The sequence below is a fragment of the Deinococcus yavapaiensis KR-236 genome (assembly GCF_003217515.1).
In the GTDB taxonomy this organism is placed as follows: Bacteria; Deinococcota; Deinococci; order Deinococcales; family Deinococcaceae; genus Deinococcus_A; species Deinococcus_A yavapaiensis.
Window position 1 is genome coordinate 43,578 of the sequence record NZ_QJSX01000007.1, and the last position, 23,762, is coordinate 67,339.

At 66.5% G+C, this 23,762-nt stretch carries 20 protein-coding genes; 7 read left to right on the plus strand and 13 right to left on the minus strand.

The annotated features are described in order from the left end of the window. Window positions 1-165 precede the first annotated feature (165 nt). Window positions 166-2,178: an AAA family ATPase gene (locus tag DES52_RS10090; protein ID WP_110886696.1), complete on the plus strand. Its 2,013-nt coding sequence runs from the start codon at window positions 166-168 to the stop codon at window positions 2,176-2,178. 105 nt (window positions 2,179-2,283) lie between these two features. Here DES52_RS10090 and DES52_RS10095 read toward each other — a convergent pair whose 3' ends face one another. Continuing rightward, complete coding sequence (locus tag DES52_RS10095; RefSeq protein WP_110886697.1) at window positions 2,284-4,809, minus strand: HelD family protein; 2,526 nt, start codon at window positions 4,807-4,809, stop codon at window positions 2,284-2,286. Window positions 4,810-5,149: 340 nt separating this feature from the next. Here DES52_RS10095 and DES52_RS10100 point away from each other — a divergent pair, with 340 nt between their 5' ends. Beyond that, window positions 5,150-5,485, plus strand: coding sequence for an SH3 domain-containing protein (locus DES52_RS10100; RefSeq protein ID WP_110886698.1), 336 nt, complete (start codon window positions 5,150-5,152; stop codon window positions 5,483-5,485). Window positions 5,486-5,612: 127 nt separating this feature from the next. Next, window positions 5,613-5,930, plus strand: a complete 318-nt coding sequence (locus DES52_RS10105) for a cupin domain-containing protein (protein ID WP_110886699.1) — start codon at window positions 5,613-5,615, stop codon at window positions 5,928-5,930. A gap of 10 nt (window positions 5,931-5,940) precedes the next feature. On the opposite strand, the gene DES52_RS10110 is transcribed toward DES52_RS10105, so the two are convergent. Together DES52_RS10110 and DES52_RS10115 are read right to left on the minus strand one after the other, a co-directional pair. Next, on the minus strand, window positions 5,941-7,218 hold the full coding sequence (locus tag DES52_RS10110; RefSeq protein WP_110886700.1) for a deoxyguanosinetriphosphate triphosphohydrolase family protein: 1,278 nt from the start codon (window positions 7,216-7,218) through the stop codon (window positions 5,941-5,943). Between the two features lie 206 nt (window positions 7,219-7,424). Further along, a complete protein-coding gene (locus tag DES52_RS10115) occupies window positions 7,425-7,988 on the minus strand; it encodes a hypothetical protein (protein WP_110886701.1) in 564 nt (187 codons plus the stop codon). Between the two features lie 644 nt (window positions 7,989-8,632). Here DES52_RS10115 and DES52_RS10120 point away from each other — a divergent pair. Then, window positions 8,633-9,775, plus strand: coding sequence for a hypothetical protein (locus DES52_RS10120; protein ID WP_110886702.1), 1,143 nt, complete (start codon window positions 8,633-8,635; stop codon window positions 9,773-9,775). A gap of 70 nt (window positions 9,776-9,845) precedes the next feature. Here the strand turns inward: DES52_RS10120 and DES52_RS10125 are convergent, their stop codons facing one another. The 3 genes from DES52_RS10125 to DES52_RS10135 form a co-directional block, all read right to left on the minus strand. Then, on the minus strand, window positions 9,846-11,927 hold the full coding sequence (locus tag DES52_RS10125; protein WP_110886703.1) for an ATP-binding protein: 2,082 nt from the start codon (window positions 11,925-11,927) through the stop codon (window positions 9,846-9,848). A 219-nt stretch (window positions 11,928-12,146) separates the two neighbouring features. Next, window positions 12,147-13,556 (minus strand): hypothetical protein, encoded by a 1,410-nt coding sequence (locus DES52_RS10130; protein ID WP_146237247.1) that lies wholly within the window; start codon window positions 13,554-13,556, stop codon window positions 12,147-12,149. A gap of 169 nt (window positions 13,557-13,725) precedes the next feature. Then, a complete protein-coding gene (locus DES52_RS10135) occupies window positions 13,726-13,920 on the minus strand; it encodes a hypothetical protein (protein ID WP_110886838.1) in 195 nt (64 codons plus the stop codon). Window positions 13,921-14,136: 216 nt separating this feature from the next. On the opposite strand from DES52_RS10135, the gene DES52_RS10140 reads away from it, so the two are divergent. Together DES52_RS10140 and DES52_RS10145 are read left to right on the plus strand one after the other, a co-directional pair. Continuing rightward, entirely contained in the window at window positions 14,137-14,532 is a 396-nt protein-coding gene (locus DES52_RS10140; protein ID WP_110886705.1) for a MerR family transcriptional regulator, read from the plus strand. A gap of 62 nt (window positions 14,533-14,594) precedes the next feature. Then, window positions 14,595-15,356, plus strand: a complete 762-nt coding sequence (locus tag DES52_RS10145) for an MBL fold metallo-hydrolase (RefSeq protein WP_110886706.1) — start codon at window positions 14,595-14,597, stop codon at window positions 15,354-15,356. Between the two features lie 34 nt (window positions 15,357-15,390). Here the strand turns inward: DES52_RS10145 and DES52_RS10150 are convergent, their stop codons facing one another. The 3 genes from DES52_RS10150 to DES52_RS10160 form a co-directional block, all read right to left on the minus strand. After that, window positions 15,391-15,951 carry a hypothetical protein gene (locus DES52_RS10150; protein WP_110886707.1) on the minus strand — a complete coding sequence of 187 codons (561 nt, stop codon included), beginning with the start codon at window positions 15,949-15,951 and terminating at the stop codon, window positions 15,391-15,393. A gap of 71 nt (window positions 15,952-16,022) precedes the next feature. Next, window positions 16,023-17,000, minus strand: coding sequence for a metallophosphoesterase family protein (locus tag DES52_RS10155; protein WP_110886708.1), 978 nt, complete (start codon window positions 16,998-17,000; stop codon window positions 16,023-16,025). 121 nt (window positions 17,001-17,121) lie between these two features. Next, window positions 17,122-17,964 (minus strand): alpha/beta fold hydrolase, encoded by an 843-nt coding sequence (locus tag DES52_RS10160; RefSeq protein WP_245900896.1) that lies wholly within the window; start codon window positions 17,962-17,964, stop codon window positions 17,122-17,124. Between the two features lie 218 nt (window positions 17,965-18,182). Between DES52_RS10160 and DES52_RS22900 the strand changes: the two genes are divergently transcribed. After that, a complete protein-coding gene (locus DES52_RS22900) occupies window positions 18,183-18,344 on the plus strand; it encodes a hypothetical protein (RefSeq protein ID WP_170130988.1) in 162 nt (53 codons plus the stop codon). Window positions 18,345-18,575: 231 nt separating this feature from the next. Here DES52_RS22900 and DES52_RS10165 read toward each other — a convergent pair whose 3' ends face one another. The 4 genes from DES52_RS10165 to DES52_RS10180 are packed head-to-tail and all read right to left on the minus strand — an operon-like array spanning window position 18,576 to window position 23,683. Further along, window positions 18,576-18,983, minus strand: a complete 408-nt coding sequence (locus DES52_RS10165; RefSeq protein WP_110886710.1) for a response regulator — start codon at window positions 18,981-18,983, stop codon at window positions 18,576-18,578. Then, on the minus strand, window positions 18,980-20,488 hold the full coding sequence (locus tag DES52_RS10170) for a sensor histidine kinase (protein WP_110886711.1): 1,509 nt from the start codon (window positions 20,486-20,488) through the stop codon (window positions 18,980-18,982). The genes DES52_RS10165 and DES52_RS10170 overlap by 4 nt, the downstream gene beginning before the upstream one ends. Further along, window positions 20,485-20,940, minus strand: a complete 456-nt coding sequence (locus DES52_RS10175; RefSeq protein WP_110886712.1) for a response regulator — start codon at window positions 20,938-20,940, stop codon at window positions 20,485-20,487. The genes DES52_RS10170 and DES52_RS10175 overlap by 4 nt, the downstream gene beginning before the upstream one ends. Further along, window positions 20,930-23,683, minus strand: coding sequence for a GAF domain-containing protein (locus DES52_RS10180; protein WP_110886713.1), 2,754 nt, complete (start codon window positions 23,681-23,683; stop codon window positions 20,930-20,932). Before DES52_RS10180 ends, DES52_RS10175 begins: the two co-directional genes overlap by 11 nt. Window positions 23,684-23,762 lie beyond the last annotated feature (79 nt).

Genomic DNA, 23,762 nt, shown 5'->3' on the forward strand with positions numbered 1-23,762 from the left:
CCTTGGATTCACGCGTTCGAGTGCACGGGCAACCTCGGCGTCGCTGTCTGCTCGCCCGTGCGGTCATCCTTCCACCACCGCTCGCCTCGACGAGCGGCGAGGCGGCGCAGGCGAAGAAGCGTCGTGTCATCTTGTCGCGCCAGACGTTTGTTACACTGCTCGTGAATGGACATGCAGGAGCGCTGGGAGGTGCGGGCGTTCGCAGAAGCGCGGCTGGTCGGACCCGCCGAACGATCGGTGGCGCTCGATCGTCGTACGGCCGCGCTGCTGGTGTACTTGCTGCGCGAGGGAAGCACGCCCCGCTCTCGCCTCGCGGGCTTGTTGTACGCGGACGTGGCCGAAGTCACCGCACGCAACAATCTGGCGCAATTGCTGTTGAGGCTCAAGCGCTCGGTCGGTGAGCCGCTCGTCCAAGGCGACGCGCTTCTCGAAGCCTCGCCGGCCGTCACCTTGGCGTTCGACCTCGAGACGACCTCGGCGCAGACGCTGTTGAGCACCTTCGACTTCTCGGATCTTCCCGACTTCGAGGATTGGTTGATGGCTCGCCGCGAGCAGCTTTCGGCTTCACGCGAAGCGCACCTCGCTCGGCGAGCGGCGGAGCTGGAGGAGGCCGAACGGTATGCCGAGGCGACCGAGGCGGCGCTCGCGCTCCTGAAAAGCAATGAGTTGTCCGAAGAAGCTTGGCGGCGCGTGATTCGCTTGCGCTACCTCGCGGGCGAGCAGCAAGCGGCGCTCGAAGCGTTCGAAGCGTGCCGTCGCGTGTTGCGCGACCAGTTGGGAGCGGAGCCGTCCGCCGAGACCGAGCGGCTCGCCGACGAAGTGAAGCGAGGCGCCCAAGCCACCGTTCCTCGAGTGACGGTCGTGCCACAGCGACCTCACGGCGCGTTGCGCTCGCCCGACTTGGTGGGACGCGAACTCGAGTGGGCGGCCATGGAGGACGCGTGGGCGCGTGGCTTGCCGATCTTTTTGAGCGGCGCGCCCGGCGTCGGCAAGTCGAGGCTCGCGTACGAATTCGCGTCGAGCAAAGGCGCCGTCGCACGCCAAGAAGCGCGTCCGGGCGACGCGACCGTGCCGTACGCGGCGGCGGCTCGCAACTTGCGCCGCATCCTCCGCGCGTACCCGGACGCCGCGTCACAACCGTGGGTGCGACGAGAACTGTCGCGCATCCTGCCCGAACTCTCCGATGACGGCGCGCCGCTCGAACCGATGCGCGAGGAAGCGGCGCGAACGCGCTTCTTCGAGGCGGCGGCGAGCGTGCTGGCGCACGAGGCGGCGCACGTCGTGTGCACCGTGGACGACGACACGCAGTACTACGACCGCGCGAGCTTCGAACTCGGCGAATTCATCTTCTCGCAAGCGACGCTGCACGCGCCGCCCGATCGAAGGCCCCGCTTGATCTCCACCTTCCGCTCGAACGAGCTGCCCGACGCGTTGGTGAAACGTCTGCAGGTGTTGTGCGAGCGCGGCGCGGCGCTTCACTTGGAATTGCAACCCCTTTCGGTGGCGGACGTGGAGCGCCTCGTGGCGTCGCTGGACATGCCGACGTCCGCGCGGCACGCCACCGCCTTGGCGCACTCGACGGGCGGCAACCCGTTCTTCGTGCTGGAAACCGTTCAGCACCTCGTGGAGACGGAGCACCTCGACGACACGCTGCCCGAGCGATTGCTGCCACGAAACGTGGGGCTCACGATCACGAGTCGACTCGCGCGCTTGTCGCCCTCGGCGCTCCTCGCCGCGCGCGCCGCCGCCGTGCTGCAAAGCGACTTCGACCTCGACCTCGTCGCCCACATGCTCGGCGCGCCTTTGTTGAGCGTCGCGGAACTGTGGGAGGAGCTCGAAGCGGCGTCGGTCGTGAACGGCACGCGCTTCACCCACGACCTCGTCTACGAAGCCGTCGAAGCAGACATTCCCGCCACGGTACGCCGCATGCTGCATCGCCGCGCCGCGCAAGCCCTCGAGGAGCGCGGCGCGATGGCGGCGCGTGTCGCGCGGCATTGGCAGCAGGGCGAGGACGCCGCGCGAACGGCACCTTGGCTGTTGAAGGCGGCGCGGCAAGCGGCGAGCGCCTTCCGCGTCGGCGAGGCGCTGGAGTGGTGCGCGCACGCCCAGCACTTGTACGAGCGCCTCGGTGACGCGAGCGGCTTGAACGAGGTCGCCCGCGTGCGGGCAGCGCTGTGAGTCCTCGCGGCAAGGTGACGCCCTCACGCGAAGGCGCGTCACTGTCCGGTGGACGTCGCTGACGTGTTCCCGGAAAAGTGACGCGGCCTTCCTTGCGCGAAGCTCCTACGCTTCGAGAAGCGGGTGAACGACGCCTTGATGCACGAGCGCCAACGCGTGCTGTCCACGCGTCACCGCCACGTACAACAACCTCAGGTCGTACTCCACGTCTCTGGCGTACCCGCTTTCGTCTGCCCCGACCACCACGGCGGCGTCGAACTCCAACCCTTTGGCAAGGTGCACGGGCACCACCACCACCCCGCCTCGGTAGCGTCCCGTTTCGTCATGAATCGCCGTGGCGTCCACGTCCTCGTCGACGAGCGCGCGCGCGAACTCCACGCATCCGCCCGCGCGACGGCGAATCACCGCGACGTTCGCGAAGCCCAGCGCTTGCACGTCCTTCACGGCGCGCGCCGTCACGAGTTCGAGCGACTCGCCCGGCGGGCACGGAACGCGCCGCACGTTCGCGCCGTCACGCGGCACCGCCTCGGGCAAGTAGCTTTCGCCTTTCGCGTACGCCGCCGCGACGTTCGCGCTGAGATCCGCGATTTGCCGAGTCGAACGGTACGTGCGCCGCAAGAAGCGCGTCGAGCCGACTTCCCCGCCCATCGCCGCGAGGGCTTGGTCCCAGTTGGACACGCCGCGGTAGCCGTGAATGCCTTGCGAGGCGTCGCCGAACAGCGACAAGGCTCCCGAGCGGGTCACTTCGCGCAGCAAGCGGTACTGCAGCGGGCTGAGATCTTGCGCTTCGTCGACGAGAACGTGATCGTAGCGATCCTGCCCGCGCGCGAGCTTGCGGCCCAAGCCGCTCGTGACGGCCTTGACGCACAAAGCCACGGGCAGTTCGAGCACGTCGACCCACCCCATGCGCCGCCCGGCGGTCGCGCCGCCCGCCTTCATCGCCGCCGTGGACACGTGCACTTTCAAGAGCGGGTCCGCCGAGCACAAGGCGCGCACGCGCGCGGGGTCCAACAAGCCCTTCGCGGCGTCGCGCAACACGTCGGGACGGGTGAGGAGACGCCGCGCTTCGTTCAAGGGCGTGTCGATCGAGAACACGCGCGAGGACAGCGCGGCGAGTTCGCGTTCGAGTTGCCGCTCGATGGCGAGGCGCGCTTCGGCGTCGTCGCGCTTCGCCGCTTTCATGAGGCGCGTCACGAGGTCGCGCTCGAACGTACGCCGCAGGCCGTCGACGGTGGCTTCACCGCTCGCGCTTCGCTCGAGCGCGCTCGTGAGCACCGCGTCGAGCATGCGCGGCGTGAGTTCCACCGTCACGGTCTTCGCCTTGCCCTTGTCGTCTTCGAGGACGAGGTCCGTCTTGAACTGCAACCGCTCGAGGCGTTCGCGAAAGCGCGCTTCGAGCGCGCGGCGCACCACGTCGAGCATCTTCGCGTCGCCCATCGCCTTGGCGCGAAGCCACGCCGTCTGCTTTTCCTTGCGGTCCGCGTCGCCGAGCAGCAAGTTCAACGTGCGGTCGACGACGGCGACCTCACCGCTTTGCCCGAGTTGATCGAGCATCCACGCTTCGGGCGTGACGATCGGAAGACCGTCGAGTCCGAGCGGTGAAAGCACCTTCGACGCGAAGTCCGCCAGCACGCGGTTGGGCATGAGAACGAGCGACGCGCGTGGATCGATGCGCTCGTGAAGCTCGCGGTCCTTGAACGCCAGGTACGCGGCGCGGTGAAAGGCGACGCTCGTCTTGCCCGACCCGGCAGGTCCTTGCACGACGAGCGGGGCGCGGCCCGCCGCTCGGATGAGGGCGTCTTGTTCGGGTTGAATGGTGGAGACGATGTCGCGCATTCCACCGGACGCGGCTTCCGAGAGGCGCGCCATGAGCACGTCCTCGCGGCCCTTGCCGCTGAGGGCCGCCGCCGCCGCCGCCGCTTTGGCCGCCGCTTCCTCGCGTGAAGCGCCGATCGGCACGGCCAAGCCCGCGAGGTCTTCCGCGCCCGGCTTGAGGTACAAATCGGCGATCCCTTGAAGTTGGCGGTCGCGAATGTCCGTCGCGCGCTTCAAGAGGACTTCTCCCTGGGCCTTCCCGGCCTTCCACGTCACGGCGTCGTTGTAGAAGAGTTGCCCGACGGGACTGCGCCAATCGGTGGTGGAGTACTGCCCGCCGGGATCGTAGAACGGGTACTTCGCCAAGCTCAGCACCGTGACGCGCCCGCCGATCTTGACGACCATGCGCCCGAAGTACGGTTGGCGCAACTGCAAGCTGAGCTCGGCCGCTTCCGCTTCACCGTCGAGCTTTTGAACGAAGCCCGTGTCGTCGTCCGCGCCGAGGTCGAGGTGGTCGATGTCTTCGAGCTTGAGGATGCGCCGCGCCATCGTCTCGACGGTGCCTTTGAGGTGCGTCGTCTCCCGCGCGAAGTCGGGGTGATCGTGGCCGAGAGACTTCGCGCTCACCTTCGGAACGTCGAGGCCGCCGCGTTGCGCGAGCGGCACTTGCGGCCGCTTCGACTTCTTTTCGCGCACGGCCGTGTGCTCGTCACGCAACGTCGAGTCGGCGTACGTGTCGACTTCGCCGAGCAGTTCGTTCATGTCCGCGCGCGAAGGCTTGTTGCGCGCGCGTCGGGAGCTGTCTTCCGCAGTCATCGCGTCATTCTCGCAGGTGACCGGCGCGACCGGATGACCGACCGCTCGAAAGCAGGAGCGCGCCGCCGAGCCCTGCCTTTCGCTGATAGCCGCGACCGAGCGGCCTTCCCGAACGCTGCCCGCTCGAACTGCGGCACACCGAGCCTGGGCAAGCGGCGGGCCTGCCTGGGCCCGACGTGAAGACCACGGTCGTCTGGACAAATTGTCTGAGAGCTTCATGGTGTGAAGACCACTCCCATCGTGGCTTTGGAAACATTTCGCACCATGAACGACGGCGACTCGCCCCAAGGGTGACGCCCGAAAGCACGACGTTCACGTAGGACGCGAGAGGAGACGATGTATGAGCAACTTCACGCTGAAGGGCCGATGGCATATCGATTCGTCCGAAACGTCCCGTCACTTCGTCGGGAAAGTGCAAGATCCCGGCGTGACCGGCCTGCGCCCCGGTGACGTGGTGACCGTGACGTACCAGCATCAGCACGATCGTTTCGTCGGCCACACCAACGATTCGCACGTTCAAGGAGGGTACAGCCTGGAAGGCATGCCCTCGCAGACGTTCGTCCTCGCGAGCTTCCTACGCAAAGACGGCGTGGTCGGACGCGAAGCCGAGCACGCCGGCGAAGAACAGTTGTGGGGCGGTGACCTCTACGACCGCGCCAGCCTCTCGCCGTCCTGACTTCGAGCGCGGCGACATCGGTGTTCGGCTTGGAGCGTGGGCCGAACACCGATGAAGCGACCTGCCTCCTCGAAGGGTGAGCGCCCCTGAAGAGACCGAGCGGCTGGTCGCGTGCTGAGATGAAAGCATGACAAGACACTTCAGCGAAGACGTCGGCACGAAGCTTCTCTTCGAAAACGAGCGGGTGCGCGTGTGGGATTTGCGGCTCGCCCCGGGCGAATCGCTTCCGGCTCACGTACACCGACTCGACTTTTGCTTCATCGTCGTTCAAGGAGGCGCGCTGCGCCACGTTCACCCCGACGCGGCGAGAAGCGAGGACGTGAGGTACGTCGACGATCAAGTCGTGTTCCTCAAAGCGGGCGACGGTCTCTTGCATGAACGGCTCGTCAACGTCGGGGACGCACCGTACCGAAACCTCATCGTGGAGCTCAAGGAACGCGCTTGAACGGAGGCGTTCAAAGAGGCGTGAACGGCGAGCTTTGCCGAGCGCTGAACAACCGCTGATGGTACTGGCTGGCCTGCGCGTCCGTCATGTCGGCGATGAAGTCACACACGACGCGGGCGCGCTCGCCTTCGGAAGGCAGGACTTCGAGCGCTTTGCGCACGTTCGAGGGCAACACGGCGGCGCGAATGTCGTCGAGATCGCCGAGGGCCGTATCGAGCAGCAATTCGAACAAGTCCGTTACGATTCGCACGGCTTGACGCGCGTACACGCCCGTACGCTGATCGCGCAAAATCAATTCTTGCGTGATGGCCTTGAGCATCACGCACTCCACGGCGATGTCCTCGGGAACGCGCAAGGTGAAGTCGAAGGAGGATCGCGGCGCGCCGAGGCATTCGATCGCGGTCGCGGTGACGAAGCGGTGCACGTACGCGGCTTCCACTTCGCGAACGCGCGCCGTGGACGGTTGCAAGCTTCGCCCGTCGTCGAGACGCGCGTGAAGGTCGCTCAGCACGCCGCGCACGTCGCTCTCGTCGACGCTCGCCCAAGAGCGGCGTGCTCGGTGCGTCACGCGCTCGACCGCTTCGGAGGTCGTGAGGGTATGGTGCGACAGCAAGCCGCTCGACACGCCGTCCTCCAAGTCGTGCACGCTGTAGGCGATGTCGTCCGCCCAATCCATGATTTGGCAGATGATGCTGCGCGGCAGCACGGAGCCCTCGGGCACGTCCGCGTAAAGCCAACCGGCGTCGTCTCGCGCGTCGTCGTCATAAAGCGCCGGAACGTCTCCTCGACCGCCCGGGTACTTCAAGACGCCCAGCAGCGCGGCGCGCGTGACGTTCACGCCAGGATGACGCGTCGTGAGCGGCTCGAGTCGCGTCAGGATGCGGTACGTCTGCGCGTTTCCTTCGAAGCCGCCGTAAGAGCGCATGCAGGCGTTGAGGGCGTCTTCGCCGTTGTGGCCGAACGGTGGGTGACCGAGGTCGTGCGCGAGCGCCGCCGCTTCGGCGAGACTGCCGGGCAAGCCGTGGTTCGACGCGATCGTCCGCGCGATTTGCGCGACGTCCATGGCGTGCGTGACGCGGGTGCGCATGAACCCCGACCAACCGGCCGTGAAGATCTGACTTTTGCCTTGCAAACGCCGAAATGCCCCCGAGTGGATGATGCGCGCCCGGTCCCGATCGAACGGATCTCGGCGGTCGCCTTCCGAGGTGGACGCGTCGCTCGGGTAGCGCCGTTCGGTGTCGTGCGCGCCGTACCAGTCGTACGTCCCTTCGCGACGTTGACAACTCATGCGCGCAGGATAGCGTTTGCGAGAAGCTCCTTGAATTCATCGACCGTGGAGTCGCGCTCAGAAGGCAAGAAGGTCGCCGGGTGACGAGAAGCGAGGCGTCCGCCCCTCGACGAAATCGACGTGCCGTGGAGTGTCTCGCGCACTCCGAGGTCTCGCTTCTCATGCCTTCCTTCACGCCCGAGCGAGCCTTCGGGTGGGTCGCACGCTCAGCGGTTGGACGACTTCCAATCGCTCACGAGTCGGTTCAGCAAGCTTCGCGTGTTCTTCAACAAATCGGCTCGGACCTCGGCCTCGGTGGGATTGACCTTGCCGTAGCTCACCGCCGACCAGCGAAGTTCGCCGCCCAGCCAAGAACTCGCGCCCGGCTTGGTCTCGTTCTCCACGTACGTCGACACGCGCGTCTCGACGGAGGCGCTTCCCCGAATCGGACGCACTTCCAAAACCATGTTGAGGCTCGCGTCCGATTTCTTGCACACGTGCTCTTCGCGGTAGCGTACGCCCCCGGCGCGCAACAGCGTCTTGACGTCGGCGTAGGCTTGGCCGTCCAGCCCGACGAGCGACATCGTGAGCCCCGCTTCGGTCGACGCCGTGACGGTCAGCAGGGGACTCAGGCACAAGACCGCGCCTTTCAGGTCGACGCCCGGAGCGGCGAACGCCGTGGAAAGCACGCCGAACGAGAGGGCGGCGGGCAGGTGCCGAAGGAGGTTGGAGCGGGGCGAGACGGGACGGGAGGAGGCGAAGGGCGTCGGGCGGAATTCGGTCGTCTTCATGGTTTTCCTTCGGGCTCGCCTTCGACTTGGCCGAATCGCGAGCAGGCTCGAGCGAGGAGTGAGGAGCGGCGATCGCGCCTTGCTGTCGGCGCGGAAACTCGCCTTCGCGTCAAGAGCGGGCTTCGAGCGGCGGGCCACGCTGAAACAGGAACATCGAGGATTCGCGGGCGGCCCGGGCTTGCCGTGGAACGCTCTCACTCGGCCGAACTTGTGGCGCCGCGACGAAGAGGCATCGACCGTATCGAGGGGTGGCGGCGGACGGCGGGCTGGACGGCATGGTTCCTCCTGTGGAGACGCCGTGGCGCTCCGAGTCGTGATCGAACCTTAGATCCACGCCTCTGATTGCGTCGTGATCGGGCCGCGACGTCGCCCTCGCGAGGAAAACGATGCGTGCGGGCAGCCATCCAGGGGCGTCGGAGTATCGAACGCCGTTCAAAGGCGACCACCGCCCTCGATCACGACGCAATCAGGCCGTCCGAGGCATGGTGTCCTCGTCGCACGGCAAGGAAGACGCCAGCCGTCACCCTCGACGTCCCGAAGTTTCTAGACGCGAGAAGCCGCCGGCGTCCCCCTCGCCCGGATTCCTACCGCTCGATTCCCGCCTCGCTCGCGCTCCACGCGCCCCCCATCCACAGGAGGACATCATGAAACGACCCTTGTTGCTGTGCGCCCTGCTGAGCGCCGCCATCGCGAGCGGTGGCACGGCGCAGCCCGTTTGGAACGGCTCGCAGGGACTTCCGCCCGGCGTGAAGCCGAACACGAGCACCGCCGCGCCGCCTGCGCCCACGTCCACCTTCGAATCTCGTGGATCGTCGAACCTCAAGGGCATTCAGCTCACGCCGCTGCAAGCCGAGGTGAAGGTCGGCGCGAGCTTGACGCTCGATCTCGTCGCGTGCGTGAACTTCGCGGCGAGCGGCATTGCCCTCCCGCCGAACACGCCTTCGTATCTGTGCGAACCTTCGTTCTTCACGAGCACCGCGAAGAACTGGTCGGTGAACGGCACGCCCGGCGGCAATGCCAGCGTCGGCACGATCAAAGCGGGCCAGGGGGGACAAGCGGTGTACACCGCTCCCGCCAAGAAGCCGAGCCGCAATCCGGTGGCCGTGTCGGTGGAAGTGAACGATCCCGAGCTCGGGCGCGTCACCCTCGTCGCGAACGTGCAAGTCGTCGAGCCCGCCTCTTGGGAAGGCACGATCACTTACACCGAGGAGGGCACGGACGTCTGGAAGATGCGCGACGGCTTCCAAGGAGCGGGCATCGAGATCGCGAAGCAAACGCAAACCTTCAAGGTCGTCGGCTCGCGTGAGGAAAGCCCGACGAGCACGGTGCTCGTGCTCGAACAGGTCGGCTCGGCCTCCTACTCCGATTCGGGCCAAATGGAAAAGCGCATCAACGAGATTTGCCAGGCGTTCGGGCCGACGATCTTGCGTCACCACTTCGTGTACGGACGCAGCTTCGAGATGAAAGGCGAGGTCAAGGCGACCATCGAGGCGCGCCTGTTCCTCGCCAATGGCCGCTACTCGCTGGCGCTCGCCCCGCAAAACGTCCTCATGATCGGCCAGGACCGCAAGACCGACATTTACAAGGACGGATGCGCGAACACGACGAACGACCGTTCGAACACCAAGCAGACTCGAACCACGGCCGACCTGCCGACGTTTCCGATCGAGGGCCCGGTGTTTCCGTCGCGTCCCGACATGCTGCGAGGCCAAACCGAGGGCACGTCGGAGTTGTTCGTGCAGAAAACGGATTGGAAGCTCGGCTGGACCTTGACGAGAACGCGCTGAACGCGCGATGGCCTGGGCGGACCTTCGTGCCGCGCTCGCGTGGACGAGCCGAATCGAGGAAGGCGCCGTTTCAGACGGACGGTCGGGTCGGCGCCTCTTCGGTCGGCGCGGCGAGTCGTGCGAGCGCCGCTTTCGCCTCGGCCGCTTCGCTCCGATCTGCCTGGCCTTCCAAAAGCTCGGCGGCCAGGGTGTAGAAGCGCCGGGCGTCGGCGAGCAGGTACTGATCGTGCGCCTCGCGCGCGGCGCGCAAGTACGCTCGGGCGGCGAACTCCGGTTTGCCGCCCTCCTGCCAGTGGTGTGCTACGCGCGCCGCGCCGCCCAACCCGCTTTCCAGCGTTCGCGCGGCGGCTCTGTGCAGCAGTGAGCGCACCGAACCCGGAATGCTCGCCGCGACCGCCTCGTACACGAGGTCGTGCGTGAAGCGCGACCCACCGAGCACTTGAGCCGCTTCGAGTTCCTCCCACGCCTGCGCGATGTCGAGCAGCGGAGCGCCCAGCATCTGCGCGACCTGCTCGGGGTCGAAGTCGCTTTGCAAGATCGCCGCCGCTCGCGCGGCTTGCAGCGCGGGCGGCGAGAGACGTTCCAACCGGCGCCCGATCAACGCCCAGACTTTCTCGGGCAGCGGCAGGGGTTCGGGCAGGGGGCCGTTCAATCGGCCCGCCTCGAGCAGCAACTTGACCGTTTCGAGCAGGAAGTGCGGATTTTCCGCCGAGTGCTTCCACAACCGCCGCCGCAAGGCGGGATCGGGCGGCACGCCGATGTCCGTCATCAATCGGTCGGCGGCCTCTTCGTCCATGGGTTTGAGGTCGATCAGGACCGCGATGCCCTGCTCCACGGTCTGCCGGACGAGCTCGGCGCTTTCGGGCGGAAGTTCGCCTCTTCGGTAAGTCGCGAGCAGCATGGGCATGCCGCCTTGCCCCAGGGGAAACGAGGTGCCGAACATGTACAGACCCATCTGGTTGGTGTGGTCGTCGAAGAACTGCCAGTCGTCGCAGACGTTGGAGAGCAACCCCTCGTGCACCGCGATCGTCCAGATCTTGTGCGCTTCACGAAAGCGCAGCAGTTCCTCGTCGTTCGTGATCGGTGAAGGTCGTTCGTCGGCAGGCAGCAACTCCGGGACGAGACGTGACTCTTCGCGCCGCACCCAAGGCTCCAGGTGCAAGTCGGGAAACCGCGCTGTGTTGATGCGGCCCATGCGCGTCAAGGTCGCCCAAGGCTGCACTCGGTCGCCGGGCCGCCCCGAGTAGACGATGTAGCCGCCCTTGCTCGCGGCGAAGTCCAACGCGAGGCGCGTCTTGCCCGAGCCCGGCTCGCCGGAAATGAAAATCCACTGACCTGCCGTCCACGCCGCTTCCATCCGCGCCCACTCCGCTTCCCGTCCGACGAGGTGCGGAGGACGCAGCACCGCGACGGGCAGTTCGGTTCGCACGGCGGGTGCCGGGACAGGTACGGTGCCTCGCTCGATTTCGCGGCGCAAAGCCGTCGTTTCCGGCAAAGGCTCGGTGCCGAACTCGCGGCGCAGCATGTCCTTGCACCGCTCGTACGCTCGCAACGCTGCCGGACGATCCCCGGAAAGGTAATGCAGCCGCATCACTCGGCGGTGGGCGTCCTCCGACACGGGATCGAGGTCCAGCAACGTCCGAGCGTGCAGCAGGGCCGCCTCGTACGCTCCGGCTTGTTCCAAGCGGATGATCTCGTTGCGCAGGGCGACGCCGCGCCATTCCTCGAACCGCTCGCGCTCGGCGGCGACCCAATCGTCGAGGTCGGGGCAATCGTCGTAGCGCAACCCGGCGAGCAACTCCCCGCGCTGCGTCAGCAGTTCGGACGCTCGCCCTTGGGTGAAGTGATCGCGCATGCGGGCGGCGTCCACCTCAACGGTGGGAGACAAGTCCAGCACGTCACCTCCCGTCACGAGGTCGGTGCTCGCGAACAAGCGCAACTTGCGCAGCATTTGCGAGAGGTTGTTGCGCGCCGTTTGCTCGGGCGAGTCCGGCCACAGCAACCCCACGAGCTTTCCGCGTGGTGTGCCGCCCTCCAACGCCAAGTAAGCGAGGCACGCGGCGAGCTTGCGTTCCGGACGCTGCTCCACGCCGCTGGGCCCTCGAAGATGAACCGAGCCAAGCAGTTGAAGGTGCCAGGGATTTCGATTCATGTACCTCAAGGATAGCCTAAGACGAGGAACGATCGGATGAATCGAAGCGGCGCGCCGCGCGACGCGACTTCACCTTGCGAGGCGGGCGCTCCACCGACCCTCCACGCTCGGCCGAACCGTCGAACACGGGGTGGTTCGCCGCTCGGTGGAATGCCCTCGTCGTGGAATTCGGTGGAAGGGCGGTTCCGAGCAAGGACCGTCCTTCCACCGAATTCCACGTCAGCGTCTCGTCATGGTGAGGGTGCCGCGCCCGAGGTCCTCGCCCTCGTAGTTCGTCCAGCGTACCGAACCCGTGTAACGGTCGCCGTCGAAGCGTCCCTGCACTTTGAGCTCCATCGTGCGGTCGTCCACTTCCAAGCCGATGTCGAGCGCGCCCGTCTCGCTGTTGCCGTTGGCGTACTCCACGCTTTCGCCGCCCCCGCCGAGGATGCGCGGCGAGTCGTCGTACAAGTCGAGCCGCACCTTGAACGTTCGAGTTCCCACGGTGATGACCGCGTCCCACGCGCCCGTCGCCGTCCACTTCGCGGGTGTGGGGCTCGGCTTCGTCGGGGCCGTGGAGTTCGGGGTGTCGAAGCTCGCGGTCGGCGAGCTTCCCGCGCTCGGCGGGGGCGGCGTCATCGTGCCGGTGTTCGCGCCGGGCTTGCTTTCGGGCGGCGTGCCCAGCGGGCGGTTGAAGAGCGTCTCGCCGCTTCCGGACGTGAGTGACAGGACGTGCTGACCGTTCGACTCGATCTTGACGAGGGCTCGCTCGGTGTACGGCTTGACGTGGTTCTTCTGCGTCGAGGTCTTGCTCGGCGTGCAGGTGTACCCGACGGCGGAACTCGTCGTGGGCGTGAACGTCAGCATCGAGCCGTTCTGCGTGACCTTGCCCTTTTCCTGCACGAGCAGTTTCGACGTGCAACCGTACGTCGTCACGACGAGCAGTCCCGTGCGCTCGTACGAGAGGTCGTCGCGCAACTTGAGGATGACGCTCGTTCCGCTCGCTTCCGCCCACTTGCCCGTCGCCGTGTTGTAGTACTCGATGGGCGACAGGCGCCCGCTGTGCCATTCGCCGCGCAACTCGGGGCGAAGACGGGTCGCTTCCGGCGAGGGCGGAGCAGGCTTCTCGGGCGTTCGGCGCACGTACGTCGCGCTTCCCTCTTTCGTCTTGAAGGTGAGCTCGCCCTTGGCGATCGACCATGTCATCGTGGCCGTCTCCGACACGGCCTTCGACGTGAGACTCGCTCCTTGCCGTCGGCATCCGTTGTTGAGGCGGTCGGGTGAGTAGCCGAGCTTCTTGTCGACCTTCGAGGTCTTGAAGGTGATGTTGCCGCCCGAGACTTGATAAGTGCCGCGCTCCACCGTGACGCTCATGCTTTGGCACGTGATTTGGTAGCCGGACATCCCGAATCCTTGAAGCGATTGAAAGGACTCGAATTCGCTGAAGACGTACGTCCCGTCCTTGTTGAGCAGCAGACGCCGCGCGTCCGCGTTCGCCCCTCCGAAGTCGGACGTGTAGACGCCCTGGGGGTACTGAGGTCCGACAAGCCACTCGCCGACGAGGGCGGCGGGCACGTTCGCGGCGAAAGCGCCGTGGGCAGGCCAAGCGAAGATCATTGCGGTGAGCACGAGGCGTCGTCGAAGAGTCATGAACGGTCCTTTCGCGAAGCGCGGCGAGATGAACGCGCTTCGAACTCCGCACACCTTGTCAGACGAAGGATGGTAGACCGATGGCGGCCTCGCCGTTCCTTCCAGGACCGCGAAGGGCGAGGCCGAACTTGCTCGGCCTCGCCCTTCGCGGAGGATCCTGGGTGGCGTGTCAGCGCCTCAACAAGACGCCGTAAAGGAACTCCACGCAATCGTCGATGCTCGCGAAGTGCTTCTTCTCGCCGTGCCCACCTTCTTGCAAGGACGCCCGCCAGCGCGGCGCGCTTGCCTCTGGGTCGTACCAGACGCGCAGCACGTATACGCGTCCGCTCGGACTCAACAATTGCCCTTCGAGAGGTCGTGTCATGATCGTCTCCTTCGCGCACGCGACTCGAGTCGCGCTGTCCGTAGGGTGCGCGTCGAGGGGTGGTGCTCGCATGACGAAGCCCAAGGGTCGGGGAGAATGACCGCTTCGAGGTCCTGACTCCGCGCGGGCGTCCGCGAAGCTCGAAGGAAGCCTCGACCCGTTCGACGTCGCTTCCCTCTTGACCCTGACATAGATGTCAGGGTTTACGCTGGTTCCGTGGAGAAGTTGCGCATCGGACAAGTCGCGAGGGCCACCGGCGTGAGCGTGCGCGCCATTCGTCACTACGATCACCTCGGCCTGCTCACCACCGCTCGCGCCGACAATCGGTACCGCGTCTTCCACCCCGAGGACGTCGAACGCGTTCGGCTCATCCAGCTGTTCCTCGGCGTCGGCTTCACCCTCGACGAGGTTCGACGTTGGGCGCCCTGCTTCCAGCACGGCCCCGGCCCTCTCGACGTGCCCGCCGAGGAGATCCGGGCCTTGTACGCGCGCAAGATCGCCGACGTCGACGCGCACATCGACGCCCTCAAGCGCCTGCGCGCCAAGCTCGCCCGTCACGTGGGCCACCTCGACGAGCACGATCCGCACGCGCCGATCTCTCCGACGTTCTGATCGGCCTGCGCCTCTCACCTCACCCGTCGACGCGGCGTGAGCGGTCCCTTCATGGAGCTGACATGCGACTGCAACTCATTCGAAATGCCACCTTGCGCCTCTCGTACGCCGGTCACGAACTTCTCTTCGATCCGTGCCTCGCGCCGCTCCACAGTCAACCCAGCTTGGCGGGCAAAAGCCTCAATCCCACGGTCGCGCTGCCCGTCGCGCCCGAGGACGTCGCGCGGAACGTGGAACTCGCGCTCGTCTCGCATCTGCACCGCGACCACATCGACCTCGACCCGCCGCGCCTTCCCAGCAACCTCCCTTTGCTCGGGCAGCCCGGAGACACGGCCGCGTTGCGCGGCGCCGGTTTCACGAACGTGACCCCCGTGGACGGCGACTGCACTTGGAACGGCGTACACGTCACTCGCACGCCCGGAGCTCACGGGACCGGCAAAGTTCGAGAAGCGATGGGCGAGGTGAGCGGCTTCGTGCTGCGCGCCGACGGCGAACCGACGGTGTACCTCGCGGGTGACACCATCTTGAACGAGGACGTCCTCGCCGTCCTTCGAGACGTTCAGCCCGACGTGATCGTCACCCACTCGGGCGGCGCGGTCTTCATGGGCACGACGATCATCATGGACGCCGAGCAAACCGTGGCGGTCGCGAACGCCGCGCCCGACGCGACGGTCGTCGCGGTGCATCTCGAGGCGTTCGATCACATGACCGTCACCCGCGCGGCCCTGCGTGACGCCGCTCGCCAAGCAGGGCTGAGCGCGCGCCTGCTCGTCCCGAACGACGGTGAGGTCTTGGTGCTGGGCCGCCGCGCTGCCACGGCGTGACCCACGAGCCGCCAAGGCGCGTCCGTCGGCGCGATCAAACGCCGAGGTTCCCGCTTGAGCGCGCCCAAGCGACGACGCGCGAAGCCGTTTGGCCGGGCGTGAGCGAAGTCGCGTCGAAGGTGCTTCCCGGCCAAGCGACATCAGGGCGTTCATGCCAACGCTCCCAGCGCATCTCGCTCCAGCCATCCTCGATCAGCACGTCGGGTCGCCAATCCGGGTAGACTTCGTGCGCGCGCAGCCACGCCGCCCAATTCAGCATGTCCTGCGACGCGAGCCCGTCGCCTCGAGCGCGCAGGCGACGAATACGCTCGACGTCCCCCACGTCCAGCAGCAAGTGCCGCACGTCCGACAGACGCGCTGACGAGGGCGCGGCGAGCACCTCGCCGAGCGGACACGGTCCCAGCAACCCGAAGTCACCGGCGTGTTCGAGCGCCGTTTCGATCCAGCCTTCCAGCAATCGTTGCCGCTCGGCCTTGCCGCCGCCTTGCCAGCGCTCGTCGAAGTCATGCCAGCGCACCGAGGGGTGCGCGGCGCGTAACAGAGGAAGGAGGGTGGACTTGCCCGAGCCGGACGCGCCGCCGAGAACGAAGAGCATGCGCGATGCTATCGCCGACCTCGCGAGGCTTGCATCGTTCGGGTGGCGTACCGCCACCTTCCTGGGACGGGTCAGCGCAGCTCGCTCACGCGTTCCACGCGACCCCCAAAGCCGTTCAGGAACGGCGGAAGCGTCGCCACGTCGATCTCCGCTTCGGAGTCCGCGTCGAAGGTGCGCAGTCGAATCAGCGCTTCCCCGGACCGCACTTCCATGAGCGTCACGGTGGAGCGGGCCGTGCCCGGATGACCGAGCAGGTCGCGCCCGCCGATCCCACCGCTCGCCAGCACGTTCAACCGTCCGCGCCGCCCGGGGTAGAACGCCGCGTGATGCCCGCTGACGTACGTGTGCACTCCCAGGCGCTCGAAGAGCCCGCGCAGCGTCTCGCCGCCTTGCAGAACCTCACCTGCTCGGCTGCGGCCCTCGGACACGCCGAACAAAGGCAGGTGACCGACGACGACGCGCATCGCGGCGGACGTCGCCGCTTCGCTCGACAGTTGCGTCTCTATCCACGCGCGGTCTTGCAACGTCGCGCTCGACGCGTCCACCATCAGGAAGAACACGCCGCCGTGCACGAACGAGAAGGCGAACGGAAAGCGCGAGTCGTCCACGAAGGCGAGCGGAGGACGCCGCGCTTGCCAGTACCGCGCGAGGGCCGCTCGGTCCGCCGCGAACACGAAGCGACCGTTGGCGTCTCTCGCACTCGAACCATCGTGGTTGCCGACCGCGAACCCGTACGGAATGTTCGCTGCGCGCAACTTGGCCGTCACGTCGCGGTCGAAACTCGCCCACATCGCGCGCCGCGTGTCGTCTGTCAAGGCGAGCTTCTGACCGGCGACGACGTCTCCGGCGGACAGGAACAAGTCGGGCTTGAACTCGTTCACGACGCGCCGCATGACCTTCGCGAGCGCCGGGGGGTACGACGTGGAGCCGTACGGTCCGTTGAAGTCGCTCAGGAGGACCACCCGCAAGCCGGGCGCGTCGGTGGCGTTCGTGGAAGAGGGCGACGAGGCCGCCAGTACAAGCAGCGCGCACACGAGCAGTCGACGCATGCAGCGGTTCTAGCATGCCGTCGTAACGCCCACGTCGACGACCGCTCCACGAAAAGGCGGGAGCGATGCGACCGGTCGGGGTCGGCGAGGCTCGAGTTCGCTCGCCTTCACTGGTGCCGAGTCAGCCGAGGTGCGCGCGAAGCCACTGCAGGGCCGTCACGCCGAAGTTCAGCACGGAGATGTGCCCCTCGCCGACGCACAACCGCAACTCCGCCCTGGGGCAGCGTCGCGCGAGCCAACGAGCGTGCGAACTCGGAATCATCCGGTCGTCCTCGCCGTGGAGGAGCAGCACGGGCGCGTTCACCTGCGCGGGATCGAAGCCCCAAGGCGCCACGTACGCGAGGTCGTCGTCGATCAAGGCGCCTGGACCCGCCGCCACGGCGGGATTCACCACGTCGAGGAGCCAAGACCACGTTCCCGCCAGAGCGGCGTGGTCCGCCGCCGTGAACACGGCGGGATCGAAGACGGCCTCGGCCTCGTACCGTTCCTTCTCGGCGCGTCCCGCCGACGCCGCGCGAAGAGACGCCGCGCTGGCCTCGGACATGCCTGCGAACCAATCGAGTTCCTGCGCGTCGAAGGGAGCGAGTCCGGCGATGCTGACGGCCGCCCGGACCCGCTCCGGAAGTAGCGCCGCGCAGGCGAGGGCGTGCGGAGCGCCGCCCGAGTGACCCATCACCGCGAATTGCTCGATCTCCAGCGCGTCCGCGATGGCGGCGACGTCCGAGGCGGCAGAGGCGACGTCTCGGCCCGGCTTGGCGGTAGAGCCGCCGTAGCCGGGCCGGTCGTACGAGAGCCAGCGAAGGCCGAGATCGGCGGCGGCGGCGAGCAGGGGCGCGGGCGGCGCCCCGATGTTCGGCGTTCCATGATGCCAGAACACGCAGAAGTGCTCGCGCCTCGAAGTCGCTTCCGTGTCGTACACGTGAAGCGTTCGACCGTCCGGAAGCCGAAGGTTCGTTTCTGTCACCACTCGCGTAGTGTACCCGGCTCCCGATTCGGAAGCGTCGCGTCACGGCCGCGGCGCGCGAGGACGTGGAACGGGAGGAAACGAGGTCTTGGTGTACGCCTCGCCTCCGCTCTTCGACCTAGTGATGGGTGCGCTACTGCGCCGATGCGCGTGGAGGTCCTCCACGCGCATCATGAAGGCAGCCGAGAAGGAACACCGACCGGCGAAAGGAGGCGAGGATGAACGCCCAATCGTACGTCGCCCAGAACCGCGCCGAGGAGCTCCGCGCCGAAGCCGAACGCGCCCGCCAAGCCCGTGCCGCCTCTACGCCGCACGCCCGCCCGAACCTCCTTCGACTCGTCAAGGTCCTCCTCCTCGCGCGCCAACCGCGCCTCGCGTGATTCGCGGCTCTACCGTCGATTCGTCCCCCTCCCGACCGGGAGGGGTGATCTTTCGTTTCGAACTGTTCGCCCGTTTGACTCCACTCGCGCGGATGCACGCGAGTCGCGTCGCCGCTGCGATGAATATGCGAGCGGGGGAGAGGACGCGTGCGAATCGCAACTCCGCGCTATCGGCGCGGTAGTGGAACGTATGCTGCCCGCGCGAATCGCGGCGGCCATCGTCGTTCGTCTTCAGTCGTCGGGTGACGTGTTCAGTCGCAGCCAGTACAGTCCGAGCGTGGCGATCAACTGATCCAACGCCGCCGATTGCACCGGCTTCACCAGATACGAATTCGCTCCCGCTTCGTACGCTCCCTGCACGTCCCGCGCGTCGCGCGACGACGTCAGCATCACCGTTGGAACCACCGCCAAGTGAGGTTGTGTTCGCAGCCACGTCAGCACCTCCAAGCCCGACAAGCGCGGCAACTTCACGTCCAGCAGCACCAACGCCACGGCGTGATCCGCGCTCAGGTGCGCCACGGCGCGCTCTCCGTCGCTGAGGACCACCAAGTCCACTTTGAGGTTGGCTTTGTGAAACGCTCGCCGAATGAACAACACGTCATCCGGGTTGTCCTCCACCAACACCACCCGCGGAATCACGGTGATGTCCGCACGACGGGCAACTCGAACCAAAAGCAGCTGCCTTCACCCGGAGTCGCCGTCACGCCCACACGACCGTACATACGCTCGACGCCCTTCTTCACGATCGCGAGGCCCACGCCCGTCCCCGGATACTCCTCGGTCGTGTGGAGCCGTTCGAACACCCGCCAAATGCGTTCTTGATGTCGCGCTTCCACTCCGACTCCGTTGTCGCGCACGAGAATCCGTGCGTACTCGCCGTGCAGTTCGCTCCACACGTCCACGGCGGGCGTCCGGCTCGGCGGCACGAACTTCACGGCGTTCGTCAGCAAATTCGTCACGACGAGCAGCAACGTCTTCGGTTGTGCGAGCACCACGGGAAGGTCGTTGGCGACTTGCACCCGCGCGTGCTTCGAAGCGAGCAGTTCGTGCAGGTGTTCGAGGACGACGTCGAACAGCGCGGTGAGCGCGGTGGGTTCGAGCGGCAGTTCCACGCGGCTCAAGCGGCTGTACTCCAGCAAGTCGTGGATCAACGCGTCCATGCGCGCGGCGCTTTGCGCGATGCGGCGCAGCATGTCGCGCCCGTCCTCGTCGAGCGCCGCCCCGTAGTCTTCTCGCACGGCTTCCGCGAAGCCTTGCATGGAGCGAAGGGGCGTGCGCAAGTCGTGCGCGACCGTGTACGAAAACGCCTCGAGTTGCTCGTTCAACACGCTGAGCTCCGCCGTGCGCTCCTCGACGCGTCGTTCGAGCGTGACGTTCGCTTGCTGCAAAGCCTGCTCGGCGCGCACACGAGACGTGATGTCCCAGTTCACCTCCAAAATCGCGCGTGGCGTGCCCTCGGCGTCTCGCTGCAAGGCTTGGCGGCTCAGGACGTGAACGACCTCCCCGTCGTCGCGTTCGTGCCGCAACTCTCCTTGCCAGAACCCCTCGTTCAGCAAGGCGGCCATGACGGCGTCGGGTGATATCGGAAACACCGTTCGAAGCAGCGCGTGGCTATTTCGTCCGAGGGCTTGCGCGGCGGTGTAGCCGTACATCTTTTCCGCCTCGCCATTCCAGGCGGTGATGACGCTGTCGGGCGTGCGGACGATCACGGTTTCGTTGGCGAGCGCGAGCAGTTCGGCTTGCTCTCGTTGCATCTCCTCCGCTCGCTTCTGCTCGGTCACGTCCACGACGACGCGGGCGACGCCGACGATTCGATCGGTTTCGTCACGCAGCGGGTACTGCGTGGTACTCCACGTGCGTCGCTCGGAACTGGCGGGTACGAAACCGCTCATGACCTCGTTGATGGACGCGACGCCCGTTTCCAAGACGCGCCGAAGGCTGAGCGTCGAGGTGCGCGGCAAGTGCGGCAGCACCTCCTCGATGGTGCGGTTCAAGTGCGCTTCCCGAGGAAGGCCGTTGAGGGCGGCGAGGGCCGCGTTGATGTGCACGTACCGCAAGTGCGTGTCGAACACGGCCAAGCCCATCGGGGCGTGCTCGAACGTTTCTTCGAGCAGGCGGCGCGCGAGGACCGGGTCGGGCGTCACGAACCTTCCTCCTCGCCGAACTGCAAGTCTCGCCAGAAGCGGCCGATGGCGCGCATGGTCGCCACGAAGTCTTGGTACTGCACAGGCTTTTGCAAGAAGACGCTCGCGCCCGCCGCGTAGCTCTCCGAGCGATCCGCGTCCTTTTCGGACACGGTGAGCACCACGACGGGAATGTGGCGCATACGCGGATCGTTCTGCAGTTGACGCAGCACGTCGAGACCGCTTCCGTCGGGCAAACTCAAGTCCAAGACCACCAGCGCGGGGTCGTCTTCGGCTCGGTCGGCGTACTCGCCGCGGCGGTACAGGTAGTCGAGCGCTTGCGCGGCGCGCGTCACGGCCGTGACTTGCGTCGCGCCACGCTCGGCGAGCGCTCGCTGAGCGAGCATCACGTCGTCGTCGTTGTCTTCGACGAGCAGGATGTGCCGTGGAAACTCGCGGGGGTCAAGCGTCATGGAGCCCGCCTTCTTGGCGGGGAAGCGCCACGTGAAAGGTCGCGCCTCGATGCAACTCGCCCGTCGCCCAAACGCGTCCGCCGTGCCGAGTGACGATGCGCTGCACCGTCCACAAGCCCAGCCCGACGCCTTCAAATTCGGTGTCGGTGTGCAACCGCTCGAACACGCCGAACAGCTTGGCGGCGTACTGTGAATCGAAGCCGACGCCGTTGTCCTCGATGGTCACGACGACTTCGCTCGGCATGACGTTCGCGCGCACGGTGATAAGAGCCTCCGAGACGTTGCGGGTGTATTTCAGGGCGTTGCCGAGCAAGTTGGCGAACGCGATGCGCAGCGTCGCCGCGTCGCCGAAAACGCGCGGCAAGGGCGCCACGCGCCACAGAACGCTTCGTTCTTCCTGCTCGGGCTCGAGGTCGCGGCGCACTTGATCGACGAGTTCGTTCAAGTCGAGCTCGGTGAAGGTCAGCGGTTGCCTTGCCGCGCGGGCGAAGGCGAGCAGACCTTCGATCATCTCGCTCATACGCTCGGCGGAGAGGCGAATGGTGTCGAGAAACTTGCGGTCGCGTCCTTCCAAAGTCGTGACGCGCGCTTCGAGCAGACGCGAGAAGCTCAGGATGTGACGCACGGGCGCGCGCAAGTCGTGAGAGATCGAGTGGGTGAACGCCTCGAGGTCAGAATTGAGCAGCTGAAGTTCGTCCGCGCGCCGCTCGAGCGCCGCGCGTTGCTGCTGCACGAGCGCCATCGCGTTGACGCGTTCGAGCGCGAGGTGCAGTTGTCGCGCGGCCGTCTCGAGGACGACGCGGTCACGCGTCGTCCAGCGGGGATGGCGGGCGAGTCCGACGACGAGGATCGTCGTTTCGTTCGACACGGCGGGAACGGGCACGAGCGCCAACGCGGTGATGTCAGTCGGAAGAGGAATCCTGGCGCGCAAGTTCGTCACCTCGGCGGCCTCCAAGTACAGCGGGGTGCCGAGCTTCAGTGTTCGTCGGAGTAGCGCCGCCACCCTTCGCTCCTCGGCCGGGTCCGGGATGCTGTCGATGAAACGCGAGGCGTGCGTCTCGTCCACGGCGCGCACGTGCCACCGACCCGCCGCGTGCGTGTAGGTGACGATCGTCGCTTCCGGAAGCAGGTCGAGCAGACCTCGCTGCACCGAGCGAATCAAGTGCTCGGCGTTCGCTTCGACGACGAGTTCGCGAGCGAGCGAGGTGAACGCTTCGAACACCCGATTGCGGGCCGAGAGTTCCTCGCTGGTTTTGATCAAGCGGTACGTACGTTCCTCGACGCGGTCTTCGAGCGTCGCGTTGAGCTCGGCCAACGTCCGCTCCGCTTGTTGGCGTTGGGCGAGTTCACGCTGGGTGTGCTGATGCAACTGCGCGTTGTCCAACGCCAAGGCGGCGCGGCGCGCGAGGTCTTGTGCGACGCGCAAATCCTCCTCGGTGTACGTGCGTTCCTCGCCGAAGGTGAGCAGTTCGAGGACGCCAAGCGCCCGTCCGCGAGCGACGAGCGGCACGTCGATCACCGAGCGTAACTCGATGCGCTCGATGAAGTCCACTTGCTCGGCGGGCAGGATCGAACGCAGCGCCGCCACGTTGACGACGGGCAGGAGGATGGCCTCGTTCGTACGGAACGCCAAGCCGACACCGGCGGGCGCGTCGGGCGGCACGGGATAGGTTTGCCAGTACGCCTCGAGGCTCGGAAGCCACGCGGCGTCCTTGTGCGTCACGACGAGCGGTCTCAGTTCCCCGGTGTCGCTCGGGAGAAAGACGCCGCAACAATCGGCGAGGCGAGGCACGACGAGGTGCGCGATGTCGTGAAGTACCGCTTGCGGATCGAGCGAGGAGGACAGCAACTCGCCCGCGTACGCGAGGAGATCGGCTCTTGCCCGCAACGCCTGCTCGTGCTCCAGCGCCCGAGTTCGCTCCAACGCCTGCGCGGTGTGCGCGGCCAAGTCCGCCAGGACGACGCGCTCGGCTTCACCGAACGTCCGCTCGTGATCGTACTCGAGGACGAGCGCGCCGACCTTGCGCGTTTTCCCTTGCAAGGGCAAGGCGGCGACGGCGAGCGGTTGCGCGCGTTCGAACGCTTCGCGAGGCGGTTGGAGCGCGGTGAAGCTCAAAAACATCGGGGCTCCGGCGCGAAGGGCGAGCGCTGCGGGCGAGTCGTCGTCCGCGCGAACGTGCGGCGAAGGAGACGAGGCGCGTCCCGACGCGTCGAGGGCGGCGAGCACTTCGAAGTGCTCGCCGCCCTCGACGAGCCGCATCACGACGCCCGAATCGGCGCCCGTGAAGTCCAGCGCTCGCTGCAAAACGAGGCGCGTGACGTCCGCCGTGCCCGTCGTCTGCAAGACTTCACGGGCGAGGTCTTGCAGGCGGGCGCGAAGCGTCTCGTCGTGCTTGCGTTGCGTGATGTCACGGAAATGCACGCCCAGCCCGTCGCCGTACGGAAAGATACGCATCGCCAACCAAGCGTCACGCCGAGGAAACAGGCCCTCCACGTCGATGGTGAGGCGTTCGTGCATCGCTCGGCGTCCGGCGGCTTCCAAAGGCGTCCCGAGCAAGTCGGGAAAGAGCGTCCAGAGATTCTTGCCCAAGAGCGCCTCGACAGCTTGCTCGACGAAAACCGCGCCATGTTCGTTGACGTACGTGATGCGCCATGTCTCGTCGACAGTGAAGAACGCGTCGGGCAGGCTGTCGAGAACTGCCGGAAGGTCGACGGGAGAGGAGGCATGGTCGGGTGTCGTCATCGAAGTACTGCAAATTTTACGAAGGCGGCACGTCCGAATGACATGACCTCACTCCATTCTTCTCGAAATCAAGAGAGTA